General features: G+C 64.8%; 26 protein-coding genes, 1 tRNA gene and 1 pseudogene. 18 read left to right on the top strand and 10 right to left on the bottom strand.

Annotation, left to right across the window (positions count from 1 at the left end):
• Positions 1 to 21: 21 nt before the first annotated feature.
• A complete protein-coding gene (locus ML401_RS16700) occupies positions 22 to 240 on the top strand; it encodes a hypothetical protein (RefSeq protein ID WP_285812489.1) in 219 nt (72 codons plus the stop codon).
• An 8-nt stretch (positions 241 to 248) separates the two neighbouring features.
• Here ML401_RS16700 and ML401_RS16695 read toward each other — a convergent pair whose 3' ends face one another.
• Both ML401_RS16695 and glmU read right to left on the bottom strand, forming a co-directional pair.
• The gene (locus tag ML401_RS16695) at positions 249 to 434 is read right to left on the bottom strand and encodes a hypothetical protein (protein ID WP_285812488.1); all 186 of its coding nucleotides are present in this window, start codon (positions 432 to 434) and stop codon (positions 249 to 251) included.
• A gap of 47 nt (positions 435 to 481) precedes the next feature.
• Entirely contained in the window at positions 482 to 1,837 is a 1,356-nt protein-coding gene (gene glmU / locus ML401_RS16690) for a bifunctional UDP-N-acetylglucosamine diphosphorylase/glucosamine-1-phosphate N-acetyltransferase GlmU (protein WP_285812487.1), read from the bottom strand.
• A gap of 169 nt (positions 1,838 to 2,006) precedes the next feature.
• Here glmU and ML401_RS16685 point away from each other — a divergent pair, with 169 nt between their 5' ends.
• The 4 genes from ML401_RS16685 (at position 2,007) to ML401_RS16670 (ending at position 4,721) form a co-directional block, all read left to right on the top strand.
• Positions 2,007 to 3,416 carry a hypothetical protein gene (locus ML401_RS16685; RefSeq protein WP_285812486.1) on the top strand — a complete coding sequence of 470 codons (1,410 nt, stop codon included), beginning with the start codon at positions 2,007 to 2,009 and terminating at the stop codon, positions 3,414 to 3,416.
• A gap of 138 nt (positions 3,417 to 3,554) precedes the next feature.
• A complete protein-coding gene (locus ML401_RS16680) occupies positions 3,555 to 3,995 on the top strand; it encodes an MgtC/SapB family protein (RefSeq protein ID WP_211416969.1) in 441 nt (146 codons plus the stop codon).
• A gap of 101 nt (positions 3,996 to 4,096) precedes the next feature.
• Positions 4,097 to 4,252 carry a hypothetical protein gene (locus ML401_RS16675; RefSeq protein WP_194408058.1) on the top strand — a complete coding sequence of 52 codons (156 nt, stop codon included), beginning with the start codon at positions 4,097 to 4,099 and terminating at the stop codon, positions 4,250 to 4,252.
• 88 nt (positions 4,253 to 4,340) lie between these two features.
• Positions 4,341 to 4,721, top strand: a complete 381-nt coding sequence (locus ML401_RS16670; RefSeq protein WP_211416968.1) for a hypothetical protein — start codon at positions 4,341 to 4,343, stop codon at positions 4,719 to 4,721.
• Here the strand turns inward: ML401_RS16670 and ML401_RS16665 are convergent.
• Entirely contained in the window at positions 4,681 to 6,240 is a 1,560-nt protein-coding gene (locus tag ML401_RS16665; protein WP_285812485.1) for a beta-(1-6) glucans synthase, read from the bottom strand. The genes ML401_RS16670 and ML401_RS16665 overlap by 41 nt on opposite strands.
• A 352-nt stretch (positions 6,241 to 6,592) precedes the next feature.
• On the opposite strand from ML401_RS16665, the gene ML401_RS16660 reads away from it, so the two are divergent.
• The 7 genes and pseudogenes from ML401_RS16660 to ML401_RS16630 all read left to right on the top strand — a co-directional run bounded on the left by ML401_RS16660 (position 6,593) and on the right by ML401_RS16630 (position 12,207).
• Positions 6,593 to 7,183 carry a beta-1-3, beta-1-6-glucan biosynthesis protein gene (locus ML401_RS16660; RefSeq protein WP_211416966.1) on the top strand — a complete coding sequence of 197 codons (591 nt, stop codon included), beginning with the start codon at positions 6,593 to 6,595 and terminating at the stop codon, positions 7,181 to 7,183.
• A 268-nt stretch (positions 7,184 to 7,451) separates the two neighbouring features.
• Positions 7,452 to 10,118: a glycosyltransferase gene (locus tag ML401_RS16655; RefSeq protein WP_285812484.1), complete on the top strand. Its 2,667-nt coding sequence runs from the start codon at positions 7,452 to 7,454 to the stop codon at positions 10,116 to 10,118.
• 315 nt (positions 10,119 to 10,433) lie between these two features.
• Positions 10,434 to 10,509: transfer RNA gene (locus ML401_RS16650), tRNA-Lys, on the top strand.
• Positions 10,510 to 10,696: 187 nt separating this feature from the next.
• Positions 10,697 to 11,125: a hypothetical protein gene (locus tag ML401_RS16645; RefSeq protein WP_285812483.1), complete on the top strand. Its 429-nt coding sequence runs from the start codon at positions 10,697 to 10,699 to the stop codon at positions 11,123 to 11,125.
• A gap of 446 nt (positions 11,126 to 11,571) precedes the next feature.
• The gene (locus ML401_RS16640; protein WP_194408051.1) at positions 11,572 to 11,742 is read left to right on the top strand and encodes a hypothetical protein; all 171 of its coding nucleotides are present in this window, start codon (positions 11,572 to 11,574) and stop codon (positions 11,740 to 11,742) included.
• 122 nt (positions 11,743 to 11,864) lie between these two features.
• Positions 11,865 to 11,918 (top strand): annotated as a pseudogene (locus ML401_RS16635) (hypothetical protein); the annotation flags it as partial.
• Positions 11,919 to 11,964: 46 nt separating this feature from the next.
• Positions 11,965 to 12,207 carry a hypothetical protein gene (locus ML401_RS16630; protein WP_194408050.1) on the top strand — a complete coding sequence of 81 codons (243 nt, stop codon included), beginning with the start codon at positions 11,965 to 11,967 and terminating at the stop codon, positions 12,205 to 12,207.
• 53 nt (positions 12,208 to 12,260) lie between these two features.
• Here ML401_RS16630 and ML401_RS16625 read toward each other — a convergent pair whose 3' ends face one another.
• Positions 12,261 to 12,956 (bottom strand): hypothetical protein, encoded by a 696-nt coding sequence (locus ML401_RS16625; RefSeq protein ID WP_285812482.1) that lies wholly within the window; start codon positions 12,954 to 12,956, stop codon positions 12,261 to 12,263.
• Positions 12,957 to 13,252: 296 nt separating this feature from the next.
• Positions 13,253 to 16,357 carry a DEAD/DEAH box helicase gene (locus ML401_RS16620; RefSeq protein WP_285812688.1) on the bottom strand — a complete coding sequence of 1,035 codons (3,105 nt, stop codon included), beginning with the start codon at positions 16,355 to 16,357 and terminating at the stop codon, positions 13,253 to 13,255.
• Between ML401_RS16620 and ML401_RS16615 the strand changes: the two genes are divergently transcribed.
• The 3 genes from ML401_RS16615 to ML401_RS16605 all read left to right on the top strand — a co-directional run bounded on the left by ML401_RS16615 (position 16,254) and on the right by ML401_RS16605 (position 17,864).
• On the top strand, positions 16,254 to 16,532 hold the full coding sequence (locus tag ML401_RS16615; RefSeq protein ID WP_194408518.1) for a hypothetical protein: 279 nt from the start codon (positions 16,254 to 16,256) through the stop codon (positions 16,530 to 16,532). The genes ML401_RS16620 and ML401_RS16615 overlap by 104 nt on opposite strands.
• A gap of 642 nt (positions 16,533 to 17,174) precedes the next feature.
• Positions 17,175 to 17,414, top strand: a complete 240-nt coding sequence (locus ML401_RS16610) for a hypothetical protein (RefSeq protein WP_285812481.1) — start codon at positions 17,175 to 17,177, stop codon at positions 17,412 to 17,414.
• 204 nt (positions 17,415 to 17,618) lie between these two features.
• Positions 17,619 to 17,864, top strand: a complete 246-nt coding sequence (locus tag ML401_RS16605; protein WP_374762321.1) for a hypothetical protein — start codon at positions 17,619 to 17,621, stop codon at positions 17,862 to 17,864.
• Position 17,865: 1 nt separating this feature from the next.
• Here ML401_RS16605 and ML401_RS16600 read toward each other — a convergent pair whose 3' ends face one another.
• Complete coding sequence (locus tag ML401_RS16600) at positions 17,866 to 18,258, bottom strand: NUDIX hydrolase (RefSeq protein ID WP_211416959.1); 393 nt, start codon at positions 18,256 to 18,258, stop codon at positions 17,866 to 17,868.
• 142 nt (positions 18,259 to 18,400) lie between these two features.
• Complete coding sequence (locus tag ML401_RS16595; RefSeq protein WP_211416958.1) at positions 18,401 to 19,486, bottom strand: AI-2E family transporter; 1,086 nt, start codon at positions 19,484 to 19,486, stop codon at positions 18,401 to 18,403.
• 144 nt (positions 19,487 to 19,630) lie between these two features.
• Between ML401_RS16595 and ML401_RS16590 the strand changes: the two genes are divergently transcribed.
• The 3 genes from ML401_RS16590 (at position 19,631) to ML401_RS16580 (ending at position 20,686) form a co-directional block, all read left to right on the top strand.
• Positions 19,631 to 19,843 carry a hypothetical protein gene (locus ML401_RS16590; protein WP_211417519.1) on the top strand — a complete coding sequence of 71 codons (213 nt, stop codon included), beginning with the start codon at positions 19,631 to 19,633 and terminating at the stop codon, positions 19,841 to 19,843.
• A 166-nt stretch (positions 19,844 to 20,009) separates the two neighbouring features.
• On the top strand, positions 20,010 to 20,237 hold the full coding sequence (locus ML401_RS16585) for a hypothetical protein (protein WP_028144530.1): 228 nt from the start codon (positions 20,010 to 20,012) through the stop codon (positions 20,235 to 20,237).
• 146 nt (positions 20,238 to 20,383) lie between these two features.
• The gene (locus ML401_RS16580) at positions 20,384 to 20,686 is read left to right on the top strand and encodes a hypothetical protein (RefSeq protein ID WP_018317940.1); all 303 of its coding nucleotides are present in this window, start codon (positions 20,384 to 20,386) and stop codon (positions 20,684 to 20,686) included.
• A 27-nt stretch (positions 20,687 to 20,713) separates the two neighbouring features.
• On the opposite strand, the gene ML401_RS16575 is transcribed toward ML401_RS16580, so the two are convergent.
• From ML401_RS16575 to ML401_RS16565, 3 genes are all read right to left on the bottom strand, one after another.
• Complete coding sequence (locus ML401_RS16575) at positions 20,714 to 21,133, bottom strand: hypothetical protein (protein ID WP_211416957.1); 420 nt, start codon at positions 21,131 to 21,133, stop codon at positions 20,714 to 20,716.
• A 160-nt stretch (positions 21,134 to 21,293) separates the two neighbouring features.
• A complete protein-coding gene (locus ML401_RS16570; RefSeq protein WP_285812480.1) occupies positions 21,294 to 21,512 on the bottom strand; it encodes a hypothetical protein in 219 nt (72 codons plus the stop codon).
• A gap of 336 nt (positions 21,513 to 21,848) precedes the next feature.
• A complete protein-coding gene (locus ML401_RS16565; protein ID WP_285812479.1) occupies positions 21,849 to 22,088 on the bottom strand; it encodes a hypothetical protein in 240 nt (79 codons plus the stop codon).
• Between the last annotated feature and the right edge of the window lie 182 nt (positions 22,089 to 22,270).

Below are 22,270 nucleotides of genomic sequence, written 5' to 3'. Positions count from 1 at the left end.
CCGGTGCAGGAGAGCAAAGCCATGAAAGGCTCGTCCGACCGCAAAAGTCTGTCATCGATGTCCGTGCGCGCCAGCGAGACCACGGGCACGCACCTTGCGCATTGGCCGCCGCCCCAACGCGGCAAGGAAAGCAAGCCGGTCTTCCTGAAGCATCCGGAAGGCGAGCCGGTCAAGCGCGCCAAGCCGCGCGGCTGGCGCCTGACCCGCGCGATCTTCTCCGAATTCGCCGACGACGAATAGCGGACGCCTCACCACCCGAGAACCAGGGCGAACACGAGGAAAACGACGAACGCCCAGAACGTCAGCCCGGCGACCAGGGATGCGATCTCGGTCGGGTCGCGCTCGCCGAACTGTTCCAACACCCATCGTCCGGGCGGCATGACGACGTGCTTGACGAGGAATGCGATCGGATCGTCGACGAAGTCCTCATCCATGAGCGCGTCGCCTTGGCAACACCGAACAGCAATCGGCACGCGGCCGCCTACTTCTCCGGCTTCTTGCCGCCCGTCTTCATCTCGCGGTAGCGCGCCGCGCCGCCCTCGCGGATGGTCTGCTGGTTGCGCTCCAGCGCCATGGCATCGTCGGGCACGTCGCGTGTGATCACCGAGCCCGAGCCGATATAGGCGCCGTTGCCGATCTTGACGGGGGCGACCAGCGAGGAATTGGTGCCGACGAAGGCGCCCTGCCCGATCACCGTCTTGTGCTTCTTGAAGCCGTCGTAGTTGCAGGTGATGGTGCCGGCGCCGATGTTGGAGTTGGCGCCCACGGTGGCATCGCCGATATAGGAAAGGTGATTGACCTTGACGCCCGCCTCCAGCGTCGCCGCCTTGGTCTCCACGAAATTGCCGATCCGCGCGCCGTCGCCGAGCGAGGTGCCGGGCCGCAGCCGCGCATAGGGGCCGATCGAGACGTTCTTGCCGAGCGTCGTCTGCACGATGTGCGAGAAGGAATGGATCACGGTGCCGTCGGCGATCGACACGCCGGGGCCGATCACCACGAACGGCTCGATTGTGACGTCCTTGCCGAACACGGTGTCGGCGGCGAGATAAACCGTCTCCGGCGCGATCAGCGTGACGCCGGCTTCCATCGCCGCCTTGCGCAGCCGCGCCTGCATCACGCCCTCCGCTTCCGCAAGCTGCGCCTTGGTATTGATGCCGCGCACCTCGTCCTCGCTGGTCTCGATCACCACGGACTCCCATCCCTGCTTGCGGACGATTTCGACCGCGTCGGTCAGATAATATTCGCCCTTGGAATTGGCATTGCCGATCTGCTCAAGGATTTGGAGCGCCCGGCGGCCGTCGATCGCCATCACGCCGGCATTGCACAGATCGATCTTGCGTTCGGCTTCGCTGGCGTCGGCCTGCTCGCGGATCGCGACCAGGCGGTCGCCTTCGACGATGAAGCGGCCGTAACCCGTGGGATCGGCAGCGCGAAAACCGAGCGCGGCGATCGCAGCGCCCTTGGCGAGCGGCGCGCGCAGCCGTGCAAAGGTCTCGGCCGAAATCAGCGGCGTATCGCCGAAGGCGATCAGAAGATCGTCCGCGCCTCGTGCGATCGCCTCGCGCGCCGCCAGCACCGCATGCGCGGTGCCGAGCCGCTCGGCCTGCACGAAGGTGAGTGCGTCGGGCCTGATGCGCTTGGCCTCGTCCGCGACCGCCTGGTGGTCGGGACCGATCACGACCGCGAGCGAGCTGCCGGTTCCCTTGGGCGCCGCGCCGAGCACATGGGCCAGCAGCGTCTGGTGAGCGACCGGATGCAGCACTTTCGGCAGGCTCGATCGCATGCGCGTGCCTTCGCCGGCGGCGAGCACGATCGTGAGGCTGGAACGGGCGGTCATCGAAATCCTGTCAGATACGGCCGAATCATTTGGCGCGACGGGCGGGCCGCCCGCAAAGGGTCTCGCCTTGCTACCCCCGCAAACGCCCGGAATTCAAGTGCGACGGGGTTTTCCTGTTAATGTTCCCTGATTGATTCGGGGAAGCTTCGGGGCTGGGCACTTAACGTTCATGGCAAAGGATTCCGACCCATTAGCGGACGCCTTCGGCACCAAGGAGACCGGCGGGCTATTCTCCGGACTTGTGGCTGAGGAAGGCGCGTTCGACCGCCGCATGATGTGGCGGCTCGGCTCGTGGGGCGTGGCGGCCGTTGCCGCCGTCACCATCGCGGTCATGGCCAATCAGGCTCAGCTCGGCTGGCGGCGCGACCAGGTTGCGTCCGCCGATCTGGCGCGCCAGGCCGACCGGCTCCAGCTGCTCACCAGGGAGAGCCAGAACGAGGCTCGCCGGCTCACTGCCGCCATCGAGACGCTGAATACCGATCGCGACCGGCTGTATTCGCGCGTCACCGTGCTGGAGCAAGGGCTCGATTCCGTCACCGGCGCCATCGCCAAGCAGACCACTGCGGCACCGCAGGCCGGTAAGGCACAGGATGCCGGGCCCGCAGCCCCGAGCGTCGCACCGGTAGCCTCGACGCCTGCTGCCGCCGCCGACAAGCCTCGGACCGAGGCTGCCAAGGAGACGTCCAAAGACACCTCCAAGGACACGTCCAGAGATACTTCCAAGGAAGCATCCAGGGACACGCTGAAGGAAGTTGCAAAGGAGCCGCCGAGCCCGCCGCCGCAGACTGCCGCTGCCGCCTCGCTAGTCCAGCAGTCGCCTTCCATGACTTCAGCTTTGCCGGCCGTCTCGCTGGTACCGTCCAAGTCGATCATGGCGCCGCCCGATCCGGCCGCATCGAAATTGATGCAGCCGGAGACGAACGAGAAGGTTTCCGAGAAGAAGATCGAGCCGACACCCGGTCCGACCGAAGCCGTCGTGGCAACCGCCAAGCCAGCAGAAGCAACCGAGAGCGAGTCCCCCGCGATCGCGGTTCAGCAGACGCGCTTCGCGATTGATCTCGGCGGTGCCAATTCGGTGGACGGCCTGCGCGCGCTCTGGCGCGGCGTGACCAAATCCAATCCGGAAATCGCGGCGCTGCGACCGATCATCATGATCAAGGAAGGCAATACCGGGCTCGGAATGCAGCTCCGCTTGGGCGCCGGCCCCCTGGTCAACGCCGCCGCCGCCGCGAAATTCTGCGCGAGCCTCGCTGAGAGCAACCGTCATTGCGAGACCACCGTGTTCGACGGCCAGCGCCTGTCGATGCGCGGCTCGGAAAAGGCGGAGAAGGGACAGGAAAAGTCTCAGGACAGGGTTCAAGAGAAGAACACGGAGAAAAACCAGGACGCGGCCCCGCAAGCCGAAACCGCGCCCGCGCCCAGCGCCAAGCCCGAAAAGCCGCAGCGCCGCCGTGGCTATTCTTCAAAGCGATCGTCGAAGCGCGAGGAGCCCGCGCCACCGCCCGCAGCGCCGCCAGCACCGGCCAAGCCGGAGACGGCGTCGGCGGCATCGACACTGACATCCTTCTTCAGGCGGTAGGACGCCGCTCATCTCGACGGCGACCGCTTGCATGCGGCGATCGGACGCTGCGACCTGCGCTACCCATTTGCCGCGGATTTGCGTTCATTCACAGCGCGCTCCACGCGTCGCATCTCCTTGCGAAACTCGCGGAATCCCATGAACGAACTTGACGATGTGCTGAGACTTCTCGTTGCGGCGGGTACGGGCCTGCTGATCGGCATCGACCGCGACATGAACGACAAGCCGGTGGGAATGCGGACGCTCTCGCTCGTGGCGCTCGGCTCCGCGCTCGTGTCGATCTCCGTGATCGAGTTTCAGAATCTGCGCGACCATCCGGATGCGATCTCCCGGGTCATTCAGGGCGTCGTCGCCGGGGTGCTGACCGGCGTCGGCTTCATTGGCGCGGGCGTCATCCTGCACGATGCCAAGGCAAAGACCGTTCACGGCCTCACGACGGCGGCGACCGTCTGGATCGCGGCGGGGCTCGGAATTGCATGCGCGCTGGGAGCCTGGCTCCTCGTCGGCGCTGCGATCACGGTCACGTTGCTCGTGCTGTTCGTTCTCGGCTGGATCGAGCGCCGGTTGGGATTGAAATAGCCTGGCCGCCGGCGCGCGCCGGTCGGGCGAGCGTACCAAATGATACGAACGAAGCCGACGTAACCCGGCATGATCCGCGACGGATTTGATTCGGAGCGGAGATGACGGCGGACGCGAATTTCCTGCGGGAGCAGCTCGCGTTGATCCGCGAGCTGGCGGACCGGGCGGATCCCCATATCAGGAAACGATTGCTTGCCTTGGCGGAAAAATACGAGCGCCGGCTGGCGGAACAGAGCCGGACGCAAAGCCGGCTTTGACGGGTCATCGCACACGCCCTAAGCCAGCCGGACAAGAAACGTCACCTGCCCTGTTGCCTGCCCCGGCCATCCCGACCATATTGCCGCCATGACAAAAAAGCCCTTCCGCCTCACGCCCTACCAGGTGCAGTTCCTGATCGTCGTCGGCTTCGCATCCGTCGGCTATGCACTTTATCTGCGTTACCTCGCGATCGAGCTATCGCAGGTCGCACTCGCCTGCGACGCCGGGCTTCAGACGCTGATCTGCAAAGGGCGCTCGGTCTCGACCGTGCTGTTCAAGAATTCGGTGTTCGGCATCGTCGCGCTGGTGGTTGCGACGCTGAACCTGATGCGGCCGTCGATCGTGCTGCTGACGGTCGGCATCATCGCGGCCGGCCTCGGCATCGTGCTCTACAATGTCGTGCTGTCGGGCCTTGCAATCGGCCTGTTCATTCTTGGATTTGCTCGGCCCGCGCCCGCCACAGCGTGAGCGCGAACAGCAGATAGATCGCGCAGGTCCACAGCGACTGCCAATTGTCGCGGCCTTCGTTGAAGAGCACGAAGACCGCCGACAGCGCCAGCACGCCCGCAAACACCGATTCCGCGATCGGACGCTGGCCGGTCTGCGGCCGGTTCAGCATCAGAAGCGCAAACGGCACCACCGCCATCGTCAGCGCGGCGTAGGGAAAATCCTTGTAGCGCGGGTCGAAAACGAAGCCGAGCGCGGTCGCGGCCGCGATCACCGCCGCCACCGCGAGCGTCAGGCCCAGCACGGCGGTGAGCTTTGACCATTTCCGCCCCTCGCGCGGACCGAGCAGGTCGAGGAAGGTCGGCAGGCTGCGGCCGATCACCATGGCCTGCGCGCAGAAGATCGGCGACAGGATGCCGGCGAGCAGCAGCGCGCCCCAGAGCAGCCAGCCGCCAATGCCGTAGCTCTCGTAATACATCTTGTCGGCGCCGATCCCGAGCAGGCTCCCCGCCGTCGTCGCCGAGATCGCGACCCCGAGCCAGGCCGAGAAGCGCGGCGTCCACGGCCGCCGGCGCAGCGTGATGAGGGCGACCGCGAACACCAGCACGGACAGGCCCATGCCCGCGCCCATGTACCATTTCCAGTAGGGGAAATTGCTGATCGGCTCGCCCGGCGGATATTTCAGGCTCCGGCGCACCGAGTCGTACAGGCCCCAATAGCCGCCGACGGTGCCTTCCAGCTTGCGCTTCCACGGCTGGTCGTAGGACTCGATCAGATTGACGCGGAACTTCTGCGCCTTCGCCAGGGCCAGGATTTCCGAGACCACCCGCGCCTGGTTGGCGCGTGACGGCAGCGCGCCGTCGCGCATGCGACCCTCGCTCGGCCAGCCGGTCTCGCCGATCAGGATTTCCTTGCCGGGAAACGCCACCGCCATCCGCTCACGGATCTGTTCGACATGGGCCGAGGCGAATTTCGCCTTGATCGGGAAATCTTCCCAATAGGGCAGGATGTGGATCGTGACGAAGTCGACGGCGTCATAGACCTCGCGGTTCTTCAGCCAGTACTCCCAGACGTCGGCATAGGTGACGGGCACGCTGACCTGCGTCTTCACCAGACGGATGATGGAGACGAGGTCCGCCATCGTCATCTCGCCGCGTAGCAGCACCTCGTTGCCGACGATGACCGCCGTGATGATGCCGGGGAATTCCTTGGTGAGGCGGATGGCGAGCCCGGCCTGCTCATAATTCTTGGTGCGGTTGCTGGAGAGCCAGATGCCCTGCAGCACCTTCAGTCCGCCGACCTTGGCGGCGATGGCCGGCACCTGGTCGAGCCCGTTCTCCATCGAATAGGTGCGGACGCAGTCGGTGATCTCCTTGAGCTGGCGCAAATCCTGCTCGATCTGCTCGGCGTCGATATGGGTCCACGCCTCCAGCGGCGTCTGCTCGCCGCGGAACGGCGCGTAGGAGACGCATTGGACCTTGTCCGCGGGATCGATCGGGGCGCGCGCGAGCGTGATCGGCGTCGCCAACCACCACCACACGGCAGCAATCGCACCCAGTGAAACGAGCAGAAGCGCCAGTGGCGTACGAAGAGAAATCGGTTCCGTCCTCCGCGAAGGGCCCGTCGATTACCTGCTTGCACGCCGTCTGCCAAGGGGGGTCCAAGCGGGTGCCCAGATGCCAATCCATTCGAGCGTTCCGCTTCTCCTTCAAGGATTCGGGCTGCGGCCGTTCGACCAAGGCCTAGCATCGTGACTTTGCTGGACAAAATTCCAAATACAGGTCATGGACTCCGAAAGACTTTTCCGCCGCATTGGAGACCCATTTGGACGCCATCACCGACGCGTCCGCGGGATCCTGACGCGGACGGCCAGCGCATACATTGGGGATTTCATGCGGCAACGGGTGTTCGAGTCACGAAATGCGGTCCTGCGGCAGTTCGCCGCCACCTTGGCCGTCTCCTGCCTTCTCGTTTTCGCCGGTCTCGGTGGCGCCTCCGCCCAGAGCGGCACGCCGGCCCCGGATCAGGGCAAGGCCGCCGCCCAGCCTGCCGACGCCGCCAAGGATGCCGCCCAGAACCAGCGCCGCACCGACGAGTTCGCGGAAGCCGCCCAGGTCATCAACGGTCCGGGCGGCAATCCCGAATGCGTCTGGCTCGGCCGGCGCGTGGTGCGGCTGATGTGGCGGGATGACCTCGATACCGCGTTCCGCCATCTCGACCTCTACGACCGCTTCGGCTGCCCCGGCGGCCATATCCAGGCCGCGTTCCGCTGCCTGACCCGGTTCGGCGGCCAGATCGACCCCAAGGTCGCCGAGACCTTGGACAGCCGCGTGCACGCCTGCTGGATCAACCCGGCGGCCCAGCCGCAGCAGGCGGCGGCCTCGGCCGCCCAGCCGGCGGCTCCGGCCGCCAACAATGCGCAGCCGCAGCCGGCCGCGAGCCCCTCGCCTGCGGCAAGCCCGTCGCCGGCGCCCCCGAAATAGCCCAAGATCTCAAACAGACTTGGATCTTAAACGGATTTGGATCCTAAACAGACTCGGTCGTTTCAGCTCTCGTTCAGGAACGATCGGGCATAGACGCGGTTGGCACTGCCGCGCGTCGTTCGAAAAAGGCCATGCCCTCATAAGGACATGAGGCCATGACAGTTGTGAAACCGCGCGGCGGAGATATGCTCCCTTTGCCGCGGACTTGGTCGGATCTCGGGGTCGGATCCGCTTCCCTGCCCCCTCAGCCCCTTTTGGTTTAGCCGCGATGCGCGTTGTCGCCGCCGTTTTGTTGCTTGTGTCTGCGCTTCACGCTGGACTATGGGGGGTCCTGCGCGACAAGGAACCCGCGCCCGATTTCAAGGGCCTGCTGCCGAGCGTGTCCTACGCGCCGTTCGAGGGCTCGGCCCACCCCGACATCGACAACATCCCGACCGTCGAGAAAATCCGCGCCGACCTCAAGACGCTGTCGACCATGACGCGCGCGATCCGTCTCTATTCGTCCACGGGCGGTGTGGAACTGGTGCCACCGATCGCGGCCGAGTTCGGCCTCAAGGTCACGGTCGGCGCCTGGATCGACAAGGACAAGGATCGCAACAAGCGCGAGATCGAGGCCGCGATCGCCCTCGCCCGCAAGAACAGCAACGTCAACGGCGTCGTCGTCGGCAACGAGGTGATCTATCGCGGCGAGCAGAAGGTCGAAGACCTCATCGAGATGATCAAGCAGGTCAAGGCCGCGGTCCGCGTGCCCGTGACCACCGGTGAGATCTGGAACATCTGGCGCGACAATCCCGAGCTCGGCTCCAACGTCGATTTCATCGCCGCGCACGTCCTGCCCTATTGGGAAAATTTCCGCTCGGACCAGGCGGTCGACCAGGCTGTGGACCGCTACAATCTTTTGCGCAATCAGTTTCCGGGCAAGCGCATCGTCATCGCCGAATTCGGCTGGCCAAGCGCGGGTTATAATTTGCGCAACGCGGACCCTGGTCCGTTCCAGCAAGCCCTGACACTGCGCAACTTCGTCAGCCGTGCCGACGCGCTTGGCATGGACTACAACATCGTCGAAGCCATCGATCAGCCCTGGAAGTATTTCGAAGGCGGCGTCGGTCCGTATTGGGGCATCCTCAACGCCAGCCGCGAGCCGAAATTCGCCTGGACCGGCCCGGTGGAGAACCCCGACTATTGGAAGCTGATGGGCATCGCGCTGCTGGTCGGCGTCCTCCTGTCGCTGCCGATCCTGCGGATTGAAAAACCGACCGCGAAACAGGCGGCCCTGCTGTCGGCGACCGCCAACGGCGTCGGCGCCTGGGCCGCGACCGTGTTCGCGTTCTGGAACGGGCATTATTTCATCTTCGGCTCGGCCTTCGCGCTGACGCTCGGCATGATCCTGCTTGTTCCTCTCGTCCTCATCGCGATGGCGCGCATCGACGAGATCGCCGCAGTCGCCTTCGGCCGGCCGCCGCAGCGGCTGATCACCAGGGACAAGCCGGTCGAGAACGTGCCCGAAGGATATTGCCCGAAAGTCTCGATCCACATTCCGGCCTATTACGAGCCGGTCGACATGCTGAAGCAGACGCTGGATGCGCTGTCGCGGCTGAACTATCCGAACTACGAATGCGTCGTCATCATCAACAACACGCCGGATCCCGCGTTCTGGCAGCCGATCCAGGATCACTGCCGCGCGCTCGGTGAACGCTTCAAGTTCATCAACGCCGAGAAGGTGCAGGGCTTCAAGGCCGGCGCGCTACGCATCGCGATGGAGCGCACTGCCGCGGATGCCGAGATCATCGGCATTCTCGATGCCGACTATGTGGTCGAGCCCGACTGGTTGAAGGACCTCGTGCCCGCCTTCGCCGATCCGCGCGTCGGCCTCGTGCAGGCGCCGCAGGAGCACCGCGACGGCGATCTGTCGATCATGCACTACATCATGAACGGCGAATATGCCGGCTTCTTCGACATCGGCATGGTCCAGCGCAACGAGCTCAACGCCGTCATCGTGCACGGCACGATGTGCCTGATCCGCCGCGCCGCGATGGACATGGCGGGCGGCTGGTCGTCCGACACGATCTGCGAGGACAGCGATCTTGGCCTCGCGATCCAGGAGCTCGGCTGGACCACCCACTACACCAACACCCGCTACGGCGCGGGCCTCCTGCCGGACACCTACGAGGCTTTCAAGAAGCAGCGCCACCGCTGGGCTTATGGCGGCCTGCAGATCGTCAAGAAGCACTGGCGCCGCTTCCTGCCCGGCGCGAGCCGGCTGACCGCCGACCAGAAGCGCGAATACGGCCTCGGCTGGCTGAACTGGCTGGGTGCCGAGAGCCTCGGCGTCGTGGTGGCCCTGCTCAATCTCGTCTGGGTGCCGATCGTCGCCTTCGCCGACATCGCCATTCCCGACAAGATCCTGACGCTGCCGATCATCGGCGCCTTCATCGTCTCGCTGGTGCACTTCCTGTCGATGTACCGCGCCCGCGTCGCCATCAAGCCCGGCCAGATGCTGGGCGCCATGATCGCGGCGATGAGCGTGCAATGGACGGTGTCGCGCGCGGTGGCGCAGGGCCTCATCACAGAGCACATCGCCTTCGCCCGCACCTCCAAGGGCGGCCTCAGCCGCATGTCGATCGAGTTTCAGGCTTTCTGGGAGGCCGTGATCGGCACCCTGCTCCTGGTCGGCGCCGGCGTCCTGATCGCCTCCAACAGTTTCCGGCAGATCACCGAGATCTACATCTTCGCCGGCGTGCTGGTGCTGCAGAGCCTGCCGTTCCTGGCCGCCGTCGCGATCGCCATCCTCGAGCTCAGCCGCATCAACTCGTTCCAGTTCTGGCGCGACAGCGCGATCCGCACCGCCGAGCTGATCGGCCTCCGCCCCGTCGCGCTGCCCCCCGTGGGCGCGCCGCAGGCGGTGCCGAACGAAGTGCGGCGGGAGACCAACTGACGGGCTCCCGGCCAGTCGGGACCTCATGATTAAAAGTCACGAGCTCTTCGACGTGGATGGTGGCCCGACAATCGGGTTGAGAATTCCGGCCTAAGCTGCGGAGACCGCGAGCAAATCCCCGCTGCTGCCATGAGTTTCGGCAGCGCCCCGGACTATTGACCTGCGCAGCCACTCCCCCTACACAGCGCAGGCCGAAAGCATGATCCGGAAACAGCCGGTTTTTCCCCGCGACGCAAATCGCGCGTAGCGGCAAGACATGCTTCTCGAATGTCCGAACACGATGGCGACCTTCGTCAAAGCCATCAGCGGCCATGGGAGCGCGTAGCTCAGCCGGTAGAGCACGTGACTTTTAATCACGGGGTCCTGGGTTCGAGCCCCAGCGCGCTCACCAAGCCTGATCATTGACTTAGTAGCGAAGGACGACCTCCTCGTCGCATCCGGGTACGTCAAGGTAACACTCGTCGGGACCTGCCCAAGGTCTATGGATCTTGCGCTCTACTGCGGCGTGTTGTTCAACCTCAATACGTCGCCAGATGTTTACCGCAATGTGGGCATGCGCTCGCTCGTGGGAGTTTCAGTTGCATATTGCGAGAATGCTAACCGCAGCCACACTCGTTGCACTTCCTGCGTTATCTGCCTGCCAGACGACCAGTCATCAACCGGCCGGCTCGCAGGTGAGTGCAAGCGAGCCGCGCCCGCCGGATGCGAAGGCAGCGATCCTCGCGGTAAAGAATACGTTTTGGAACGCCGACGAAATCATAAGCGCAGCCATCACTCCACCCCGCCCGGGTATAGGCAGGTGGAGTGTCTGCGTCCGGATTGGCTCCAAATTTAGATTCGGCGACGGATTGATCCTCCAGCATCATCTGATCGCTATCTATGATGATGGCACGCCGCCGGCCATTCTTTCGGTCAACGCAAAGCTTCAATGTGGCTATCCTCCCTATGAGCCGTTCCCGGAGTTGGAAGCTCGCTACAAGCCACCGTCAGGCGCCAAGGGCAGTTGACGACCTCCAGGCAGCGCGCAGGACAGGTTTTGCCTCGTGCGCAAATAACCGCGCCAGATTCCGATAGACTCCAGTAGTCGCCCCGAGATGAACTCCGCGCAGCCTGCGCCTAATGTGCCCTCTTTCCTTGGGCATGTTGGCGATGATCTGCGCAGTGAAAGACAGTCCGCCCGTTCTGATCTGCTCCAAGTGCAGACGGCCGATGACGTTCTTGGCGACCCTGCCGTCCATCTTCACGCTTCCCGCTGTGCACGCCTACCAGTGTCGTCCCTGCCTGCGGGTGGACACCATCCCGCTCGATTGAGGCCGGGATAGCTGAGCTGGCGCGCTTAACGGCCGCGCCGCCAGCGCCTCCCGTCTGCACCCACGCCAGCTCCCCCGCCCCAAAAACCCGCTGACAACCCGCCCGAAACGTGTAGGATTCGCACCCAAACCGGAGGAGCGGCATGTTTGAAATCAACGGTTTCGACACGGCGGGTATCGTCAGCCTCAAGCGGCCTTCCCTCGCCGCCGCCCTCAAGAAAGCCAGGGAGCTAGTCGAGGACGGTTGCTGGGACGTTCAGGTCGTCGATCCCGCCGGCCGGGTCTACACCTCGTTCGAAGAGCAGGCCGCCTGATCCCAAGCGATCTCCTGCCGTTATCCGGCTCGGCCGACATTCGACCAGGCATTGTTGAACCAGCGCTGGGTTGTTTCGCGGCTTAACGGCTTAGCAGTCAGGTTAGGCGCGCACTTCGCAAGGTAGTGGCCGACCCTCACCGGACGCGCCGTGCCATTGCCAGTTCACCGGTTTGAGCGCAGGCTCTCTCCAGGCGCTTCAGACGCCGTACGGGAGAGACCCATGAAGGAACCGGGGCTGGACGGCCGCCACCGCGACAAGGACGGCTCGATCAGCAAGAAGCACGGCAACACGCTGGTCGGCACGTTGCGCAAGATCTATGGAAAGAGTTTTGCGGCGGGGTATCCCGATGCGACGCAGCTCAGCGAAATCCTGACCCAGTTGAACGAGACGTCGCTGAGCCAGCTGCGCCGCGATCACGACACCGGGCATTTGGCGCACAAGATCGATCACGCCCTGAAGTGACGGCGCCGATCCGCCGCGGACGTCGTCCGTAGCCGATCAGCTTGACGTTGGCTTCAGCTCTCAGGCGTCGCGGCCGGCACACTCAGCGGAGCGCCTCCGACCGAGACCGGCCCCACGGGCCCCAGAGGCGCTACAGGCCCTACAGGCCCTACAGGTTTGGGCTCCCGAACCATCCGCTTGCGCATCGCGGCGGACAGTCCGTAGCGCGCATGCGCTTTTCGAATGGAGGACGTGACGTCCGACATCGTCATCGTGCTTTGCAGTGTATCGATCTTCGCCATCAGCATGGACAGCTGCGACGATATCTTCCTCACATCGACCCGTTCGTCCGTGATGCTCTGGCGCAGCGACAGCAGCAGCATTGAATCCTGTTGCAGCATCACCGAGTTCTGATCTGCGGCCTGATTGTTCTGCTGCAGCAACGCGGTGTGTTGCTGCTGGGCCGACTGAATGTCCTTCAGGGCCGCGACGACGGGATCCGGCTTTGGCTCGGACGCTTCGCGGCGCGGGAACAGTTCGGCCAATCGGCTGACGTTCAGCGACGAAGAATCAGTTGGCGAGGTATAGATGGCCGCCGCGCCGTTGATGGCCAGCGCGCATACGGAGAAGGCCAGGATCGATTTGCGGCTGGATCGCTTGACCGGCGCCGGAGCTTCGGGAATTTCGGATTCATGCGTTGACGCCGCGTCGGCCAAGGCGACGGCGTCGAGCTCTTCGACGAAGCTTGCCGTTTCGAATGTCGTGGTCACGTGCGTGGACCCCAATGAGCGAGCAACAGGCAGCCGCCATTGGAACGCCCTTACGACGAGTCCTTGTACGCAGCACCCTTACACAACTGCCTAAAATTGTGAGCATTTTGAATTAATTCCACGTTAGCGGCTGGGCCGGCCGATGTGCGCGGCGTCCCCGTTCGAGTACGGGGCCTGGCGAGCATCCTGTTTTGCCCGACGGGGCAAACGCCCCCTTCCCGCCCGATTCAAAAAGCCTTGTGCCAGCGCTACTTAGCTAATGTGCATGGGGTCGTTTTCGCAATTTTGCCTGGCGCCTAGCCTTCGTCCAGCAACTCGAGCAGCTCCTCGACCCGCTCGAACGGCGCGTCCTGCATCTTGGCGTGATAGACGACGCGATCGCCGTCGCGCTGCAGCGACTTGCCTCGGGATTTCCGCAGGCGTCCAGGCAGGAACGTCGCGGCCGCAGCTTCAGGGCCGACGTCGAGGCGGATGATGCCTCTGCGCTTGCATTCGATCCTGAGCCTTCCTGCAGCGAAGAAGTCGCGCGCGACCTTCGGCAAGGGTCCGAAGCGGCGGGCGGTTTCCTCCTCGAGGTCTTCGAGGTCGTCCTCGTCAGTGCATCTTGCGGCGCGCGCATAGAGCTCGAGCCGCACCGGCTCGGACTGCACATAGGTCTCCGGCAGCATGTCCGCGACCGGCAGGTTCAGGTCCGGCACCCACACCGCCTGCCCTTCGTCGAGCTTCTCCGAGGCCATCTTCAGCAAGTGGCTGTAGAGCACCGGCCCGAACACCTGGACGTGACCCGATTGCTGCTCCGAAAACAAATCGCCCGCGCCTCTGAGATCGAGGTCGCGCTCGCTGATGGCAAAGCCCGCGCCGGGGCGGCTGAACTCCTCGAGCACGGCCAGCCGCTTCTCGGATTGTCCGGACGCCGTCTCGGTCAGGAGATGGGCGAAGGCGCGGATACCGCTTCGGCCGACGCGCCCGCGCAGCTGATGCAGCTGGGCGAGGCCGAATTTCTCCGGCCAGCAGACCACGATGGTATTCGCGCGGGGAATGTCGAGACCGCTCTCGACGATGTTGGTCGCGAGCAGCACGTCGGCCCTGCCCTCGACGAAGCTCATCATGCGATCGTCGATCTCGTCCGCCGCCAATCTGCCGTGCAAGCAGACGATGCGCAGGTCGGGCGCCACCGCCTGCACCCGCGCCAGCATCGGATCGAGATCCTGGATGCGTGGGCAGATCAGGAAGCTCTGGCCGTGGCGCCGCTGCTCGCGCAGCAGCGCCGAGGCGATGGCGGCATCCGACAGCGGCGCGATCCGGGTCGCGACCGGCAACCGGTGCACCGGCGGCGAGGCGATCACGCTGAGGTCGCGGAAGCCAGCAAGACCCGCGGCGAGCGTGCGCGGGATCGGCGTCGCGCTCATCATCAGCACATGGACGTTCTTGGCAAGGCCGGCGAGCTTGGCCTTCTCCGCCGCGCCAAAGTGCTGCTCCTCGTCGATGATGACGAGGCCGAGATCGCTGAACTTGACGTCCTTGCCTGTGAGCGCCTGGGTGCCGATCACAACCTTGATCCGGCCGCTGCGCAGGCCCTCCCGGGTCTCCCGCAGCTCCGCGCCCGAGGTTGCCCGCGACAGATTGCCGAGCTCGATCCCGAACGGCGCAAAGCGCTTCTGGAAGGTTGCGACATGCTGGCGCGCCAGCACCGTCGTCGGCACGGCGATCGCGACCTGCTTGCCCGACAGCACCACGGCCGCCGCCGCCCGCAGCGCCACCTCGGTCTTGCCGAAGCCGACGTCGCCGCAGATCACCCGGTCCATGGGATGACCGGAGGCGAGATCGTCCAGCACGTCGGCGATCGCCTTGGCTTGGTCGGTCGTCGTGAAGTAAGGGAAACGCGCGACGAACTTCTCATAGGCCGATCCCGGCGGGACCAGCTTTTCGCCGCGCCGCCGGCGGCGCTGGCTGATGTGCTTGGCGAGCGCCTTGCCGGCGACCTGGATTTCGCGTTCGGCTTCGGTGCGGCGGGCCCACCATGTGCTGCCGTCCGCCTTGTCGAGGGCCAGCTTGCCGAGTTCGGCCGCGTAGGGCCACATCAGGGCGAGATCGGGCGGCGGCACGAGCACCGCATTGTCGCCGGCGAACTTCAGGCGGATCATCTCGCGCAGCGCGCCACCGCCGGTGTTCACGGTCTGCAGGCCGTCGAGCACGCCGAGGCCGCGCTGCAGATGGATGACCACCGTGCCCTGCTCGGGCACATCGGCATGGTCGAAAGCCGTGCTCCACGCGCGCGCCATCGGCTGCGGATGATGCGCCCGGCTGCCGAGCACGTCGGAGGCCGTCACGACAACGAGAGGCTTCTTGCCCGGCACGATGAAGCCCGCATCGAGATCGGCCAGCAGCGCCGCCTCGCCGCTCCGTCCGCTCGCCGCCTCCTCCCAATCGTCGCAGCGCGGCGCCTTGAGGCCGCTCATGCGCTCCATCACGCGCAGATCGTCCTCCTGCGCAGCGACGAGGAGAAGGCGCGAACCTGCCCGCCGCGTCTCCTCGACGAACGCACGCAGCGCCTTCCTGGCGGATGTCAGCTTCGAAAACTCCGGGATGGTCTGGAAGGACGCTGCGCGCGGCAACACCTTCATGCCCCTGGAGAGCTGCTTCCAATCGCGCCGTCCAAGATATTCGCGCTCACGCTCGGCGCGCGGCGCGGCCTCCTCGATGGTATCGAGCCAAACGTCGGCATGCGCGGGAACCCCGGCGTCGGCGATCCATTTGGCACGCCCGCAATAGTCGAAGAGCGTCGCGCGCTTGCCGCGTTTGCCGGCAAGGCCAAGCCGCTCCGACATGGGATCGACGAGAAGCTCCTTGGTCTCGAAGATGATCCTGTGCTCGTTCGGATCGAACGCCACGATCCGCTTGATCGCGCGATCGGAATGCTCGATCCGGAACGGCCCCAGCGCGCCCGCGGGGAATATCTCGAAGGTCTGGCCGTGGAACAGCGCGCCGCCCGGATAATCCGGCTCGTCGTCGAGATCGTATCCGAGGGATTCGAGACGCGTCTCGAGCTCGCGCTCGGAGAAGGTGCCGCCCACCTTCAAGCTCACGCTGAGGCGCGACAGGCTCGCCGGCGGCGGCAGGCGCTCCATCACGGCTTCCGCAGTCGAGACCAGAAAGAGCGGCTTCTTGGATTTCGCGAGGCGCCCCAGGACGGAGGCTCTGCGCCCCGCGAGCTCGTGCGACGGCTCGAGCTGGTCGAACGGCAAGGTGTTCAAGCGCGGAAACACCAGGACTTCGCAGGAGGGGTCGAGGGCGTGAATGACGCTGCCCAGCCGCTCCGCCCTGTTCTCGTTCTCGGCGAGAAAAACGATGCCGCTGCGTCCGGACTGCTTCCATTGGGCAAGCAGATGCAGAGCCAGCACCCCGAGCGGCGACGACGACGAGATCGAGGCGCGCTGCACCGCCTTGCTCGTCCTTGGCGACGTCCTGATTGGCTGCGCCTTGCTTGTCGACGTCCTGTTCGGCAACGTCTTCTTCGGCGACCTCTTGTTCGGCGACTTCTTGGCCACCCGCGCCTTCTTGGTAAGCCTCACTTGAATCCGTTTCTGGTCGTAAACCGTCGTCAACTGAACGCCAGCCGCCTTCGTTTTCGATTCGGCGACTTCGCGCCATGCATATGAGATTTGCCCCGTGAACGCACCCCTGGCGGCAACGTTCGGCACGGCGCAACGATCCCGGCACAAGGGCTGGTCGATCGAGCTCTTGGAACGGAACTAGCGCGGTGCGGGAGCTGCGTCTGTCGATGCGACGCTTGGCGCGATTGTAAACATTCTGCGCCCGGAGAGAAACGAAAAACCCCAGCGCTTGGAGCCACGCTGGGGCGTTTCGAGCAAAATGAACTGGTCAAGCAATGACGTCTTCATAGCAGCGATTTCACCGCGCGCGTGTGAACTGGTTCACACACCTCGCAGCAAAACAAACGACCTCAGCGCGGGGGCCCTGAGGTCGCCAACCTTTGTGGGGAAGGTTTTCTCGCGGCCCGAGGCTTTAGGGGGGCTTGGGGCTGGGCCGAGAGCGAGGATTCGACGCCTGTCACGCCAAGTCGTTCCAAAGCCGGCGAAAGGCTCTTCGGACCGCCGGCCCGCTCGACCCGTGCAATCGGGCCGGAGCGGGATACCGCACCGCTGATTTGAGCGCGCCCGCGCGGCGCGCTACCATGCCGCTTTTACGGAGGCTCATTTGAAGCAATTCCTTTTCATCGTCGCCATCGCAGTCCTTGCGACGGCACCGGCCCGCACGCAGGCGCTGGTCGATCCCAACAAAGTCGCTCCCGAATATCGCGAGGCCGCCGAGAAGCGCCGGGCCGAGCAGCTGCGCCAGCGCGAATGCGCGCTGAAGGCGGATCTCGAGAAGGTGCTGCCGAGGGATCGCACCGCCTTTCTCAACCACTGCCTGGAGACGATAGCGGCCAAGCAATAACAGCCGGCGGGCCCGTCGAACCGGATTCTTCCGATGCCGGCTGCGGCCGGCCGACGGCGCTTGGCCGCGCGCGCTCTGCGACATCCAGCCCCGCGGCATTCAAGCTTTCTTCAGACATTTGGGATCAGCTGAATATCCATTTTCAGAAGTCATTGTTGTCCGCGCATGAGTTCGGTCCAGATTCAGTGCACGCGGTGCAAGAACGTGTTTCGCGATCGCGCGGGGCGGTTGCAGGACGGCTATTCCAGGCAATGTCCGAGTTGCGAAGTGGTGCTGTTCTTCGCCGAGGATTCCCAGCATCCCTTCATCAAGCGCGCGATGCGCAACGCACGCAAAGCCCGCAAGGAGATGCGAGAGCTCGAGGCCGCGAAGCTTGCTGCACCGGAACCGAGCGCGACGCAGTCGAGGAGGTTCGCCGGACGGACGCGATCGGCGGGACGCGAGGACTAGCTCACCTCCGCCTCTGCTTCCTCGGAAACAGGCGGTCGCGGATGTAGCGCGAGGTCGCGGTCAGGCGGATGCCGCGCGGCTTCTGCCAAGCCGCGCGGTCGATCTCCTTCTTGTCGCCGATCGACAGCCTGCCTTTGGCCGTCTTGGCAATGAAGATCGCGTCGCTCATCTTGCGGCCGGAGCGCTTGTTCCTGGCTTTCACTTCTTTCCAGAGACTGATCCTGCCGAGCTTCAGCTTGGGAAGCTCCTCCCTGATCTCCCGCCGCAGGCAATCCTTCGCGGACTCGCGCGCACGCTTGCGGCCGCCCGGAAACATCCACAGGCCGTCCGACCGGCGTCGGACCAACAATACCTTGCCGCGCCTCGCGGCAACCAGCTTGGAAGACTTCGCCATTGCTGCCGTCGTTTAAACAGAATCGTCCCGATCGTAACTTGTCTAGTCGAACAGACAAGTTCGCGGCACGCTTTGATCACAGGCTGCGAGGCCTCGGGTCCTGATACGGTACCGCGGGCAGATTGCGTCGATGGCCGAAAGATCAGTCCTTGCCCGCGCCTGCCCGGTCCTCGGTCCTGATCCAGGCCATCATCATTTCCCACGCCACCGACAGGATGATCGGTCCGATGAACAGGCCGACGATGCCGTGGGCGAGCGTGCCGCCGATCACGCCGACGAAGATCACGATGGTCGGCGTGGTCAGCCCGCGCCCCATGACGAGCGGCTTCAACATGGTGTCGATGAAACCGACGAGGACGAGAAACACGGTGAGCAGCAGCGCCGTGGTGACGTCCTTGGCGGTCCAGATCCAGATGATGACCGGCAGCAGCACGAGGAACGCGCCGATCTGCACGATCGAGAGCAGCAGCACGATGAAGGCGAGCAGGCCGGCGCTCGGCACGGCGGCGAGCTTGAATCCGATGCCGGCGAGCAGCGCCTGCACGATCGCCACGCCGATCACGCCCTGCGCCACGGCGCGGATGGTCGCGCCCGCGAGCGACAGGAAATGCTCGCTCTGCTCGGGGACGATACGGAACAGGAAGCCGCGTCCGGCCGCGACCAGCCGCGGCCCATGCGGAAACAGGAAGCCGGCCACGAACACCGAGACCAGGAACTGGAGCGTGCCGACGCCGGCATCGCCGGCAAGCGAAAGCAACGGGCCCGCCAGCGGCTGGAGATACGGCGCGACCTCGCGCACCACAGCGCGGACGTTGGTGTAGGCCTGGTCCCAGAGCTCGTAGAGCCAGGGGCCGACGAGCGGCCAAGTCTTGAGCTGCTCGGGCGCGGCCTGAAGCGCCAGGTCGCCGGTGCCAAGCTGATGCGCCAACTCGCGCACCCCGTCCACCGCGCTGATGCCGAGCCAGGTCGCCGGACCGATGACGATGCCGAGCGTGATCAGCGTCAAGATCAGTGCTGCTGTCTTGGGCCGGCCGCCCAGGGCCTTGGCGACCCAGCTGAAGGCCGGATAGAACGCAACCGCGAGCACGCCGCTCCAGGCCAGGATCGGCACGAACGGGCGGATGATCAGGAAGGTCCAGATGATCAGCAGGGCGAGCAGGCCGAGCCGGATCACGAGCTGGATGACGTCCTCTCCCGTCAGGAGCTGACGGAGACTTTTCACGGGCACAGCTTTCCTTGCGGCATGAACGCAACTTCCGGTGCTTGCGAGGCCCAGCCGTTATTGCCAGCAACGCATCCGGCGTCAAGCCGACGGGAACCGGACGGGCCCACGATTAGGAACGCATCGGGGCCATTCCGCATTCGAAAGACGATGACACGCCCTCCCGGACAGTCCGATGCATGCGCCGGCATGCACCGCGGTATCCGCTATTCGCTGAGGCCGAATGCCGCGCCCGGCTATTGGCGCTATGCCTATGCGATCGGCGGCAAGGTCCGCTCCGGGCGGGTGCAAGGAAGGCTGGCGCTGCTCGCGATCAGGCGCGTGCAAATGCGCATCGACCGGGACATGCGAAGCGGCGACTGATCCGGGTGAAGGCCGCGCCGATCTCGCAGGCCCCGCGACTGCGGCTGCATCCGACGTCACGCGGCCTTGGCTAACGCCTATTAACCGGATTTTCCCGCGCCGGTTTACGCCGCTGCAAACGCCCGTGACTACCGTGCCATCGGGGTCACCAAAAGCATTGCGTGCAATGGCCAACAGCATCTGGACGATCGAAGAATTCACCTGTGCGGGTTGCGGCATGAACTACACCGCGACCAGGGAAGAACACAGCGAAGCCCATACCGGCAGTTTCAAGTGCAGCATCTGCAGCGGCGTGGTGCACGCCTGGTCCGGCAAGCATCATTTCTTCGGCTGGCAAGCCGTGAAGACGCGGCCACCCGTGTTCGGGAGGCGCTGGGCTGACGTCGAATGGTAGGCTGTCCGTCGCGCGCGCATCTCGGATTGCGCCGCACGGTCGTCCGAGACGGACCGCAGGATGGGCCCAATTGCACCGGCGCCGTTTGGATTCCGTTCACCGATCGCCGCTAGATCAGAACGGATCCTCGCGCTGAACCCGCAATCATGGCCGACCTCAACGCCGTCCTTACCAGGCTCAATGACCGCCTGCTTCGCCTCGAAGGTGAGCTGTTCGTGCTGCGCTCGCTGGCGCGCGCGACGCTGACGGCGGGCGACGACCATGCGGCGCGCATGCGCAAGCTGGTCGAAGCCGCAAAGATCGCGCTCGACGACGAGGCCAAGCGCCCGCTCGACAAGCCGACACGCAAATATGTCGACGCGGCAACCGCGCTGGTGGAGGAATTGCTGGTCGAGCCGACCCCGGCGCGGCCGCTGTTCACTGTGATCGACGGCGGCCGGCGCGATTGAGCGGCAAGCGCGCCGGTCCGCGATCAGCTAGCGCTGGTACATGCCGGGCGCGCGTGCGCCGTTCGGATAGCACTGTCCCTGCGAATAATTGTAATCGTAGCCGTGCGGGCAGAGGCCACCGCGGCGTCCGTAGGGCTCGGGACGCGCGTAAGCTCCGGGCGCATGCGCACCGTTCGGATAGCATTCGCCGGTCGAGTAATTGTAGTCGTAGCCGTGCGGGCACTGGCCGGCGCGGCGCCCATAGCCTTGTCCGGAATTCCCGGTGTAGACGCCCGGCGCATGATAATTGTTGGGATAGCAGCGGCCGTTCGAGTGGTTGAAATCATAGCCGTCCGGACATTGTCCGCCAGGCCCCCCTCTGAACTGAACTTGCTCCACCATGGGCGCCGGCGATGCCGCCGGCACGGTTGCAAAAGCAATCAGGCCAGCCAGCGCGAGCTCGATCATGACGTCTCCTCCAAATCACGGGGACCAGCCTAGCAGGATTCGTGTCCCACGAAACGACTTGAGCATTGAGACACGGCCGGCCTGAACCATGCATGAACCGGCCGCCGCACTGCGACGATGCGTCCCCCGACTCTCGCGAGAGCCTGCCTCGCAGGCTGCGCTAGATCTCCGTGTAATTCTCGGACTTGAGCCGGCTGAGGCCTGCCTCGATGATCGCGATCTCCTCGTCGATCTGGCCGATCGGCAGGCTGAAATCGTAACCGGATTTGCTCTTCAGTTCCACCGCGAGCCGCTGCCTGTGCATCATCAACTCATCGAGGCCACGCCGGTTCTTCAGCCGGACATAGCTGTCGACGATCTGCTCAATTGCGCGCGGCATGAAATTTGTCCCGACGAAAAGGCCCGCGCGGCGCACCCACGCCGGCGGGACATTTTCGATGTCGCGGTACGCAATACAAATCCGCGACGGATTCGTCGATACGCCGGGTTGATTGAGATCGCGTTACCATTCGATGATTTCACGGTTTGCGGCATGAAAAGGCCGCTGACGATTGCGTCAGCGGCCCAAGCCGGGTTCGAAAACGAATGCGGGTTGAAATGTCGCCAGCCCCGGTGGACGCACTCTTATCAGCCCGCCCAGCTCGGCTCGGTTAAAAACGAAACACAGGAACCGACTTATCGGCCGCTTTCCGCCGACCGGGACCGCGCGGCACCGCTAATCGGTGACGCAGAAGTACGTGCGCGGCAATCTGCGGTAGGCGCTGTAGCGGTAGTACGGCCGGTACGCGTAGCCGCGATAGAGCGCCGGCGGCTCCTCGCCGTAATAGGCGCGATGATAGAAATTGGTCACGGGACCTCTCGCGCAACGATAGCTGTCCCAGGTCGGCCCCACGAATGGCGCGATCCCGGTCTCCGGCGGCACGGCCGGGTACGTCCCGCCTGCATGGGCGGGCATGATTGAGAGCAATGCCGCGAGAAGGAAAAACCAGGCGCTTCGCATGAGCTCGCTCCTAACCCGGTGCTATGCCCGCCATGGAAGCACCGGAACGGCTCGCTGCGCAATCATGGTGTTCGTCGCAGCCCGCGCCCCGGCGCATTGTTGATAACCCCTGCTAACGCTGCGCGGGTGGTGACAGG

The organism is Bradyrhizobium sp. 62B, assembly GCF_030272265.2.
Classification (GTDB): Bacteria; Pseudomonadota; Alphaproteobacteria; order Rhizobiales; family Xanthobacteraceae; genus Bradyrhizobium.
The sequence above is the reverse complement of the archived record's forward strand: the minus strand, read 5'-3'. Positions and strand labels throughout refer to the sequence as shown.

Bases quoted from the DNA above. Each gene is read 5' to 3' on its own strand.
- ML401_RS16695 (WP_285812488.1), bottom strand. From the start codon at position 434: ATGGATGAGGACTTCGTCGACGATCCGATCGCATTCCTCGTCAAGCAC.
- ML401_RS16655 (WP_285812484.1), top strand. From the start codon at position 7,452: ATGCGCGTTGTCGCCGCCGTTTTGTTGCTTGTGTCTGCGCTTCACGCT.
- ML401_RS16685 (WP_285812486.1), top strand. From the start codon at position 2,007: ATGGCAAAGGATTCCGACCCATTAGCGGACGCCTTCGGCACCAAGGAG.
- ML401_RS16675 (WP_194408058.1), top strand. From the start codon at position 4,097: ATGACGGCGGACGCGAATTTCCTGCGGGAGCAGCTCGCGTTGATCCGC.
- ML401_RS16615 (WP_194408518.1), top strand. From the start codon at position 16,254: ATGACGCTGCCCAGCCGCTCCGCCCTGTTCTCGTTCTCGGCGAGAAAA.
- ML401_RS16700 (WP_285812489.1), top strand. From the start codon at position 22: ATGAAAGGCTCGTCCGACCGCAAAAGTCTGTCATCGATGTCCGTGCGC.
- ML401_RS16660 (WP_211416966.1), top strand. From the start codon at position 6,593: ATGCGGCAACGGGTGTTCGAGTCACGAAATGCGGTCCTGCGGCAGTTC.
- ML401_RS16640 (WP_194408051.1), top strand. From the start codon at position 11,572: ATGTTTGAAATCAACGGTTTCGACACGGCGGGTATCGTCAGCCTCAAG.
- glmU (WP_285812487.1), bottom strand. From the start codon at position 1,837: ATGACCGCCCGTTCCAGCCTCACGATCGTGCTCGCCGCCGGCGAAGGC.
- ML401_RS16565 (WP_285812479.1), bottom strand. From the start codon at position 22,088: ATGCCCGCCCATGCAGGCGGGACGTACCCGGCCGTGCCGCCGGAGACC.
- ML401_RS16580 (WP_018317940.1), top strand. From the start codon at position 20,384: ATGGCCGACCTCAACGCCGTCCTTACCAGGCTCAATGACCGCCTGCTT.
- ML401_RS16600 (WP_211416959.1), bottom strand. From the start codon at position 18,258: ATGGCGAAGTCTTCCAAGCTGGTTGCCGCGAGGCGCGGCAAGGTATTG.
- ML401_RS16590 (WP_211417519.1), top strand. From the start codon at position 19,631: ATGACACGCCCTCCCGGACAGTCCGATGCATGCGCCGGCATGCACCGC.
- ML401_RS16680 (WP_211416969.1), top strand. From the start codon at position 3,555: ATGAACGAACTTGACGATGTGCTGAGACTTCTCGTTGCGGCGGGTACG.
- ML401_RS16670 (WP_211416968.1), top strand. From the start codon at position 4,341: ATGACAAAAAAGCCCTTCCGCCTCACGCCCTACCAGGTGCAGTTCCTG.
- ML401_RS16630 (WP_194408050.1), top strand. From the start codon at position 11,965: ATGAAGGAACCGGGGCTGGACGGCCGCCACCGCGACAAGGACGGCTCG.
- ML401_RS16570 (WP_285812480.1), bottom strand. From the start codon at position 21,512: ATGCCGCGCGCAATTGAGCAGATCGTCGACAGCTATGTCCGGCTGAAG.
- ML401_RS16585 (WP_028144530.1), top strand. From the start codon at position 20,010: ATGGCCAACAGCATCTGGACGATCGAAGAATTCACCTGTGCGGGTTGC.
- ML401_RS16575 (WP_211416957.1), bottom strand. From the start codon at position 21,133: ATGATCGAGCTCGCGCTGGCTGGCCTGATTGCTTTTGCAACCGTGCCG.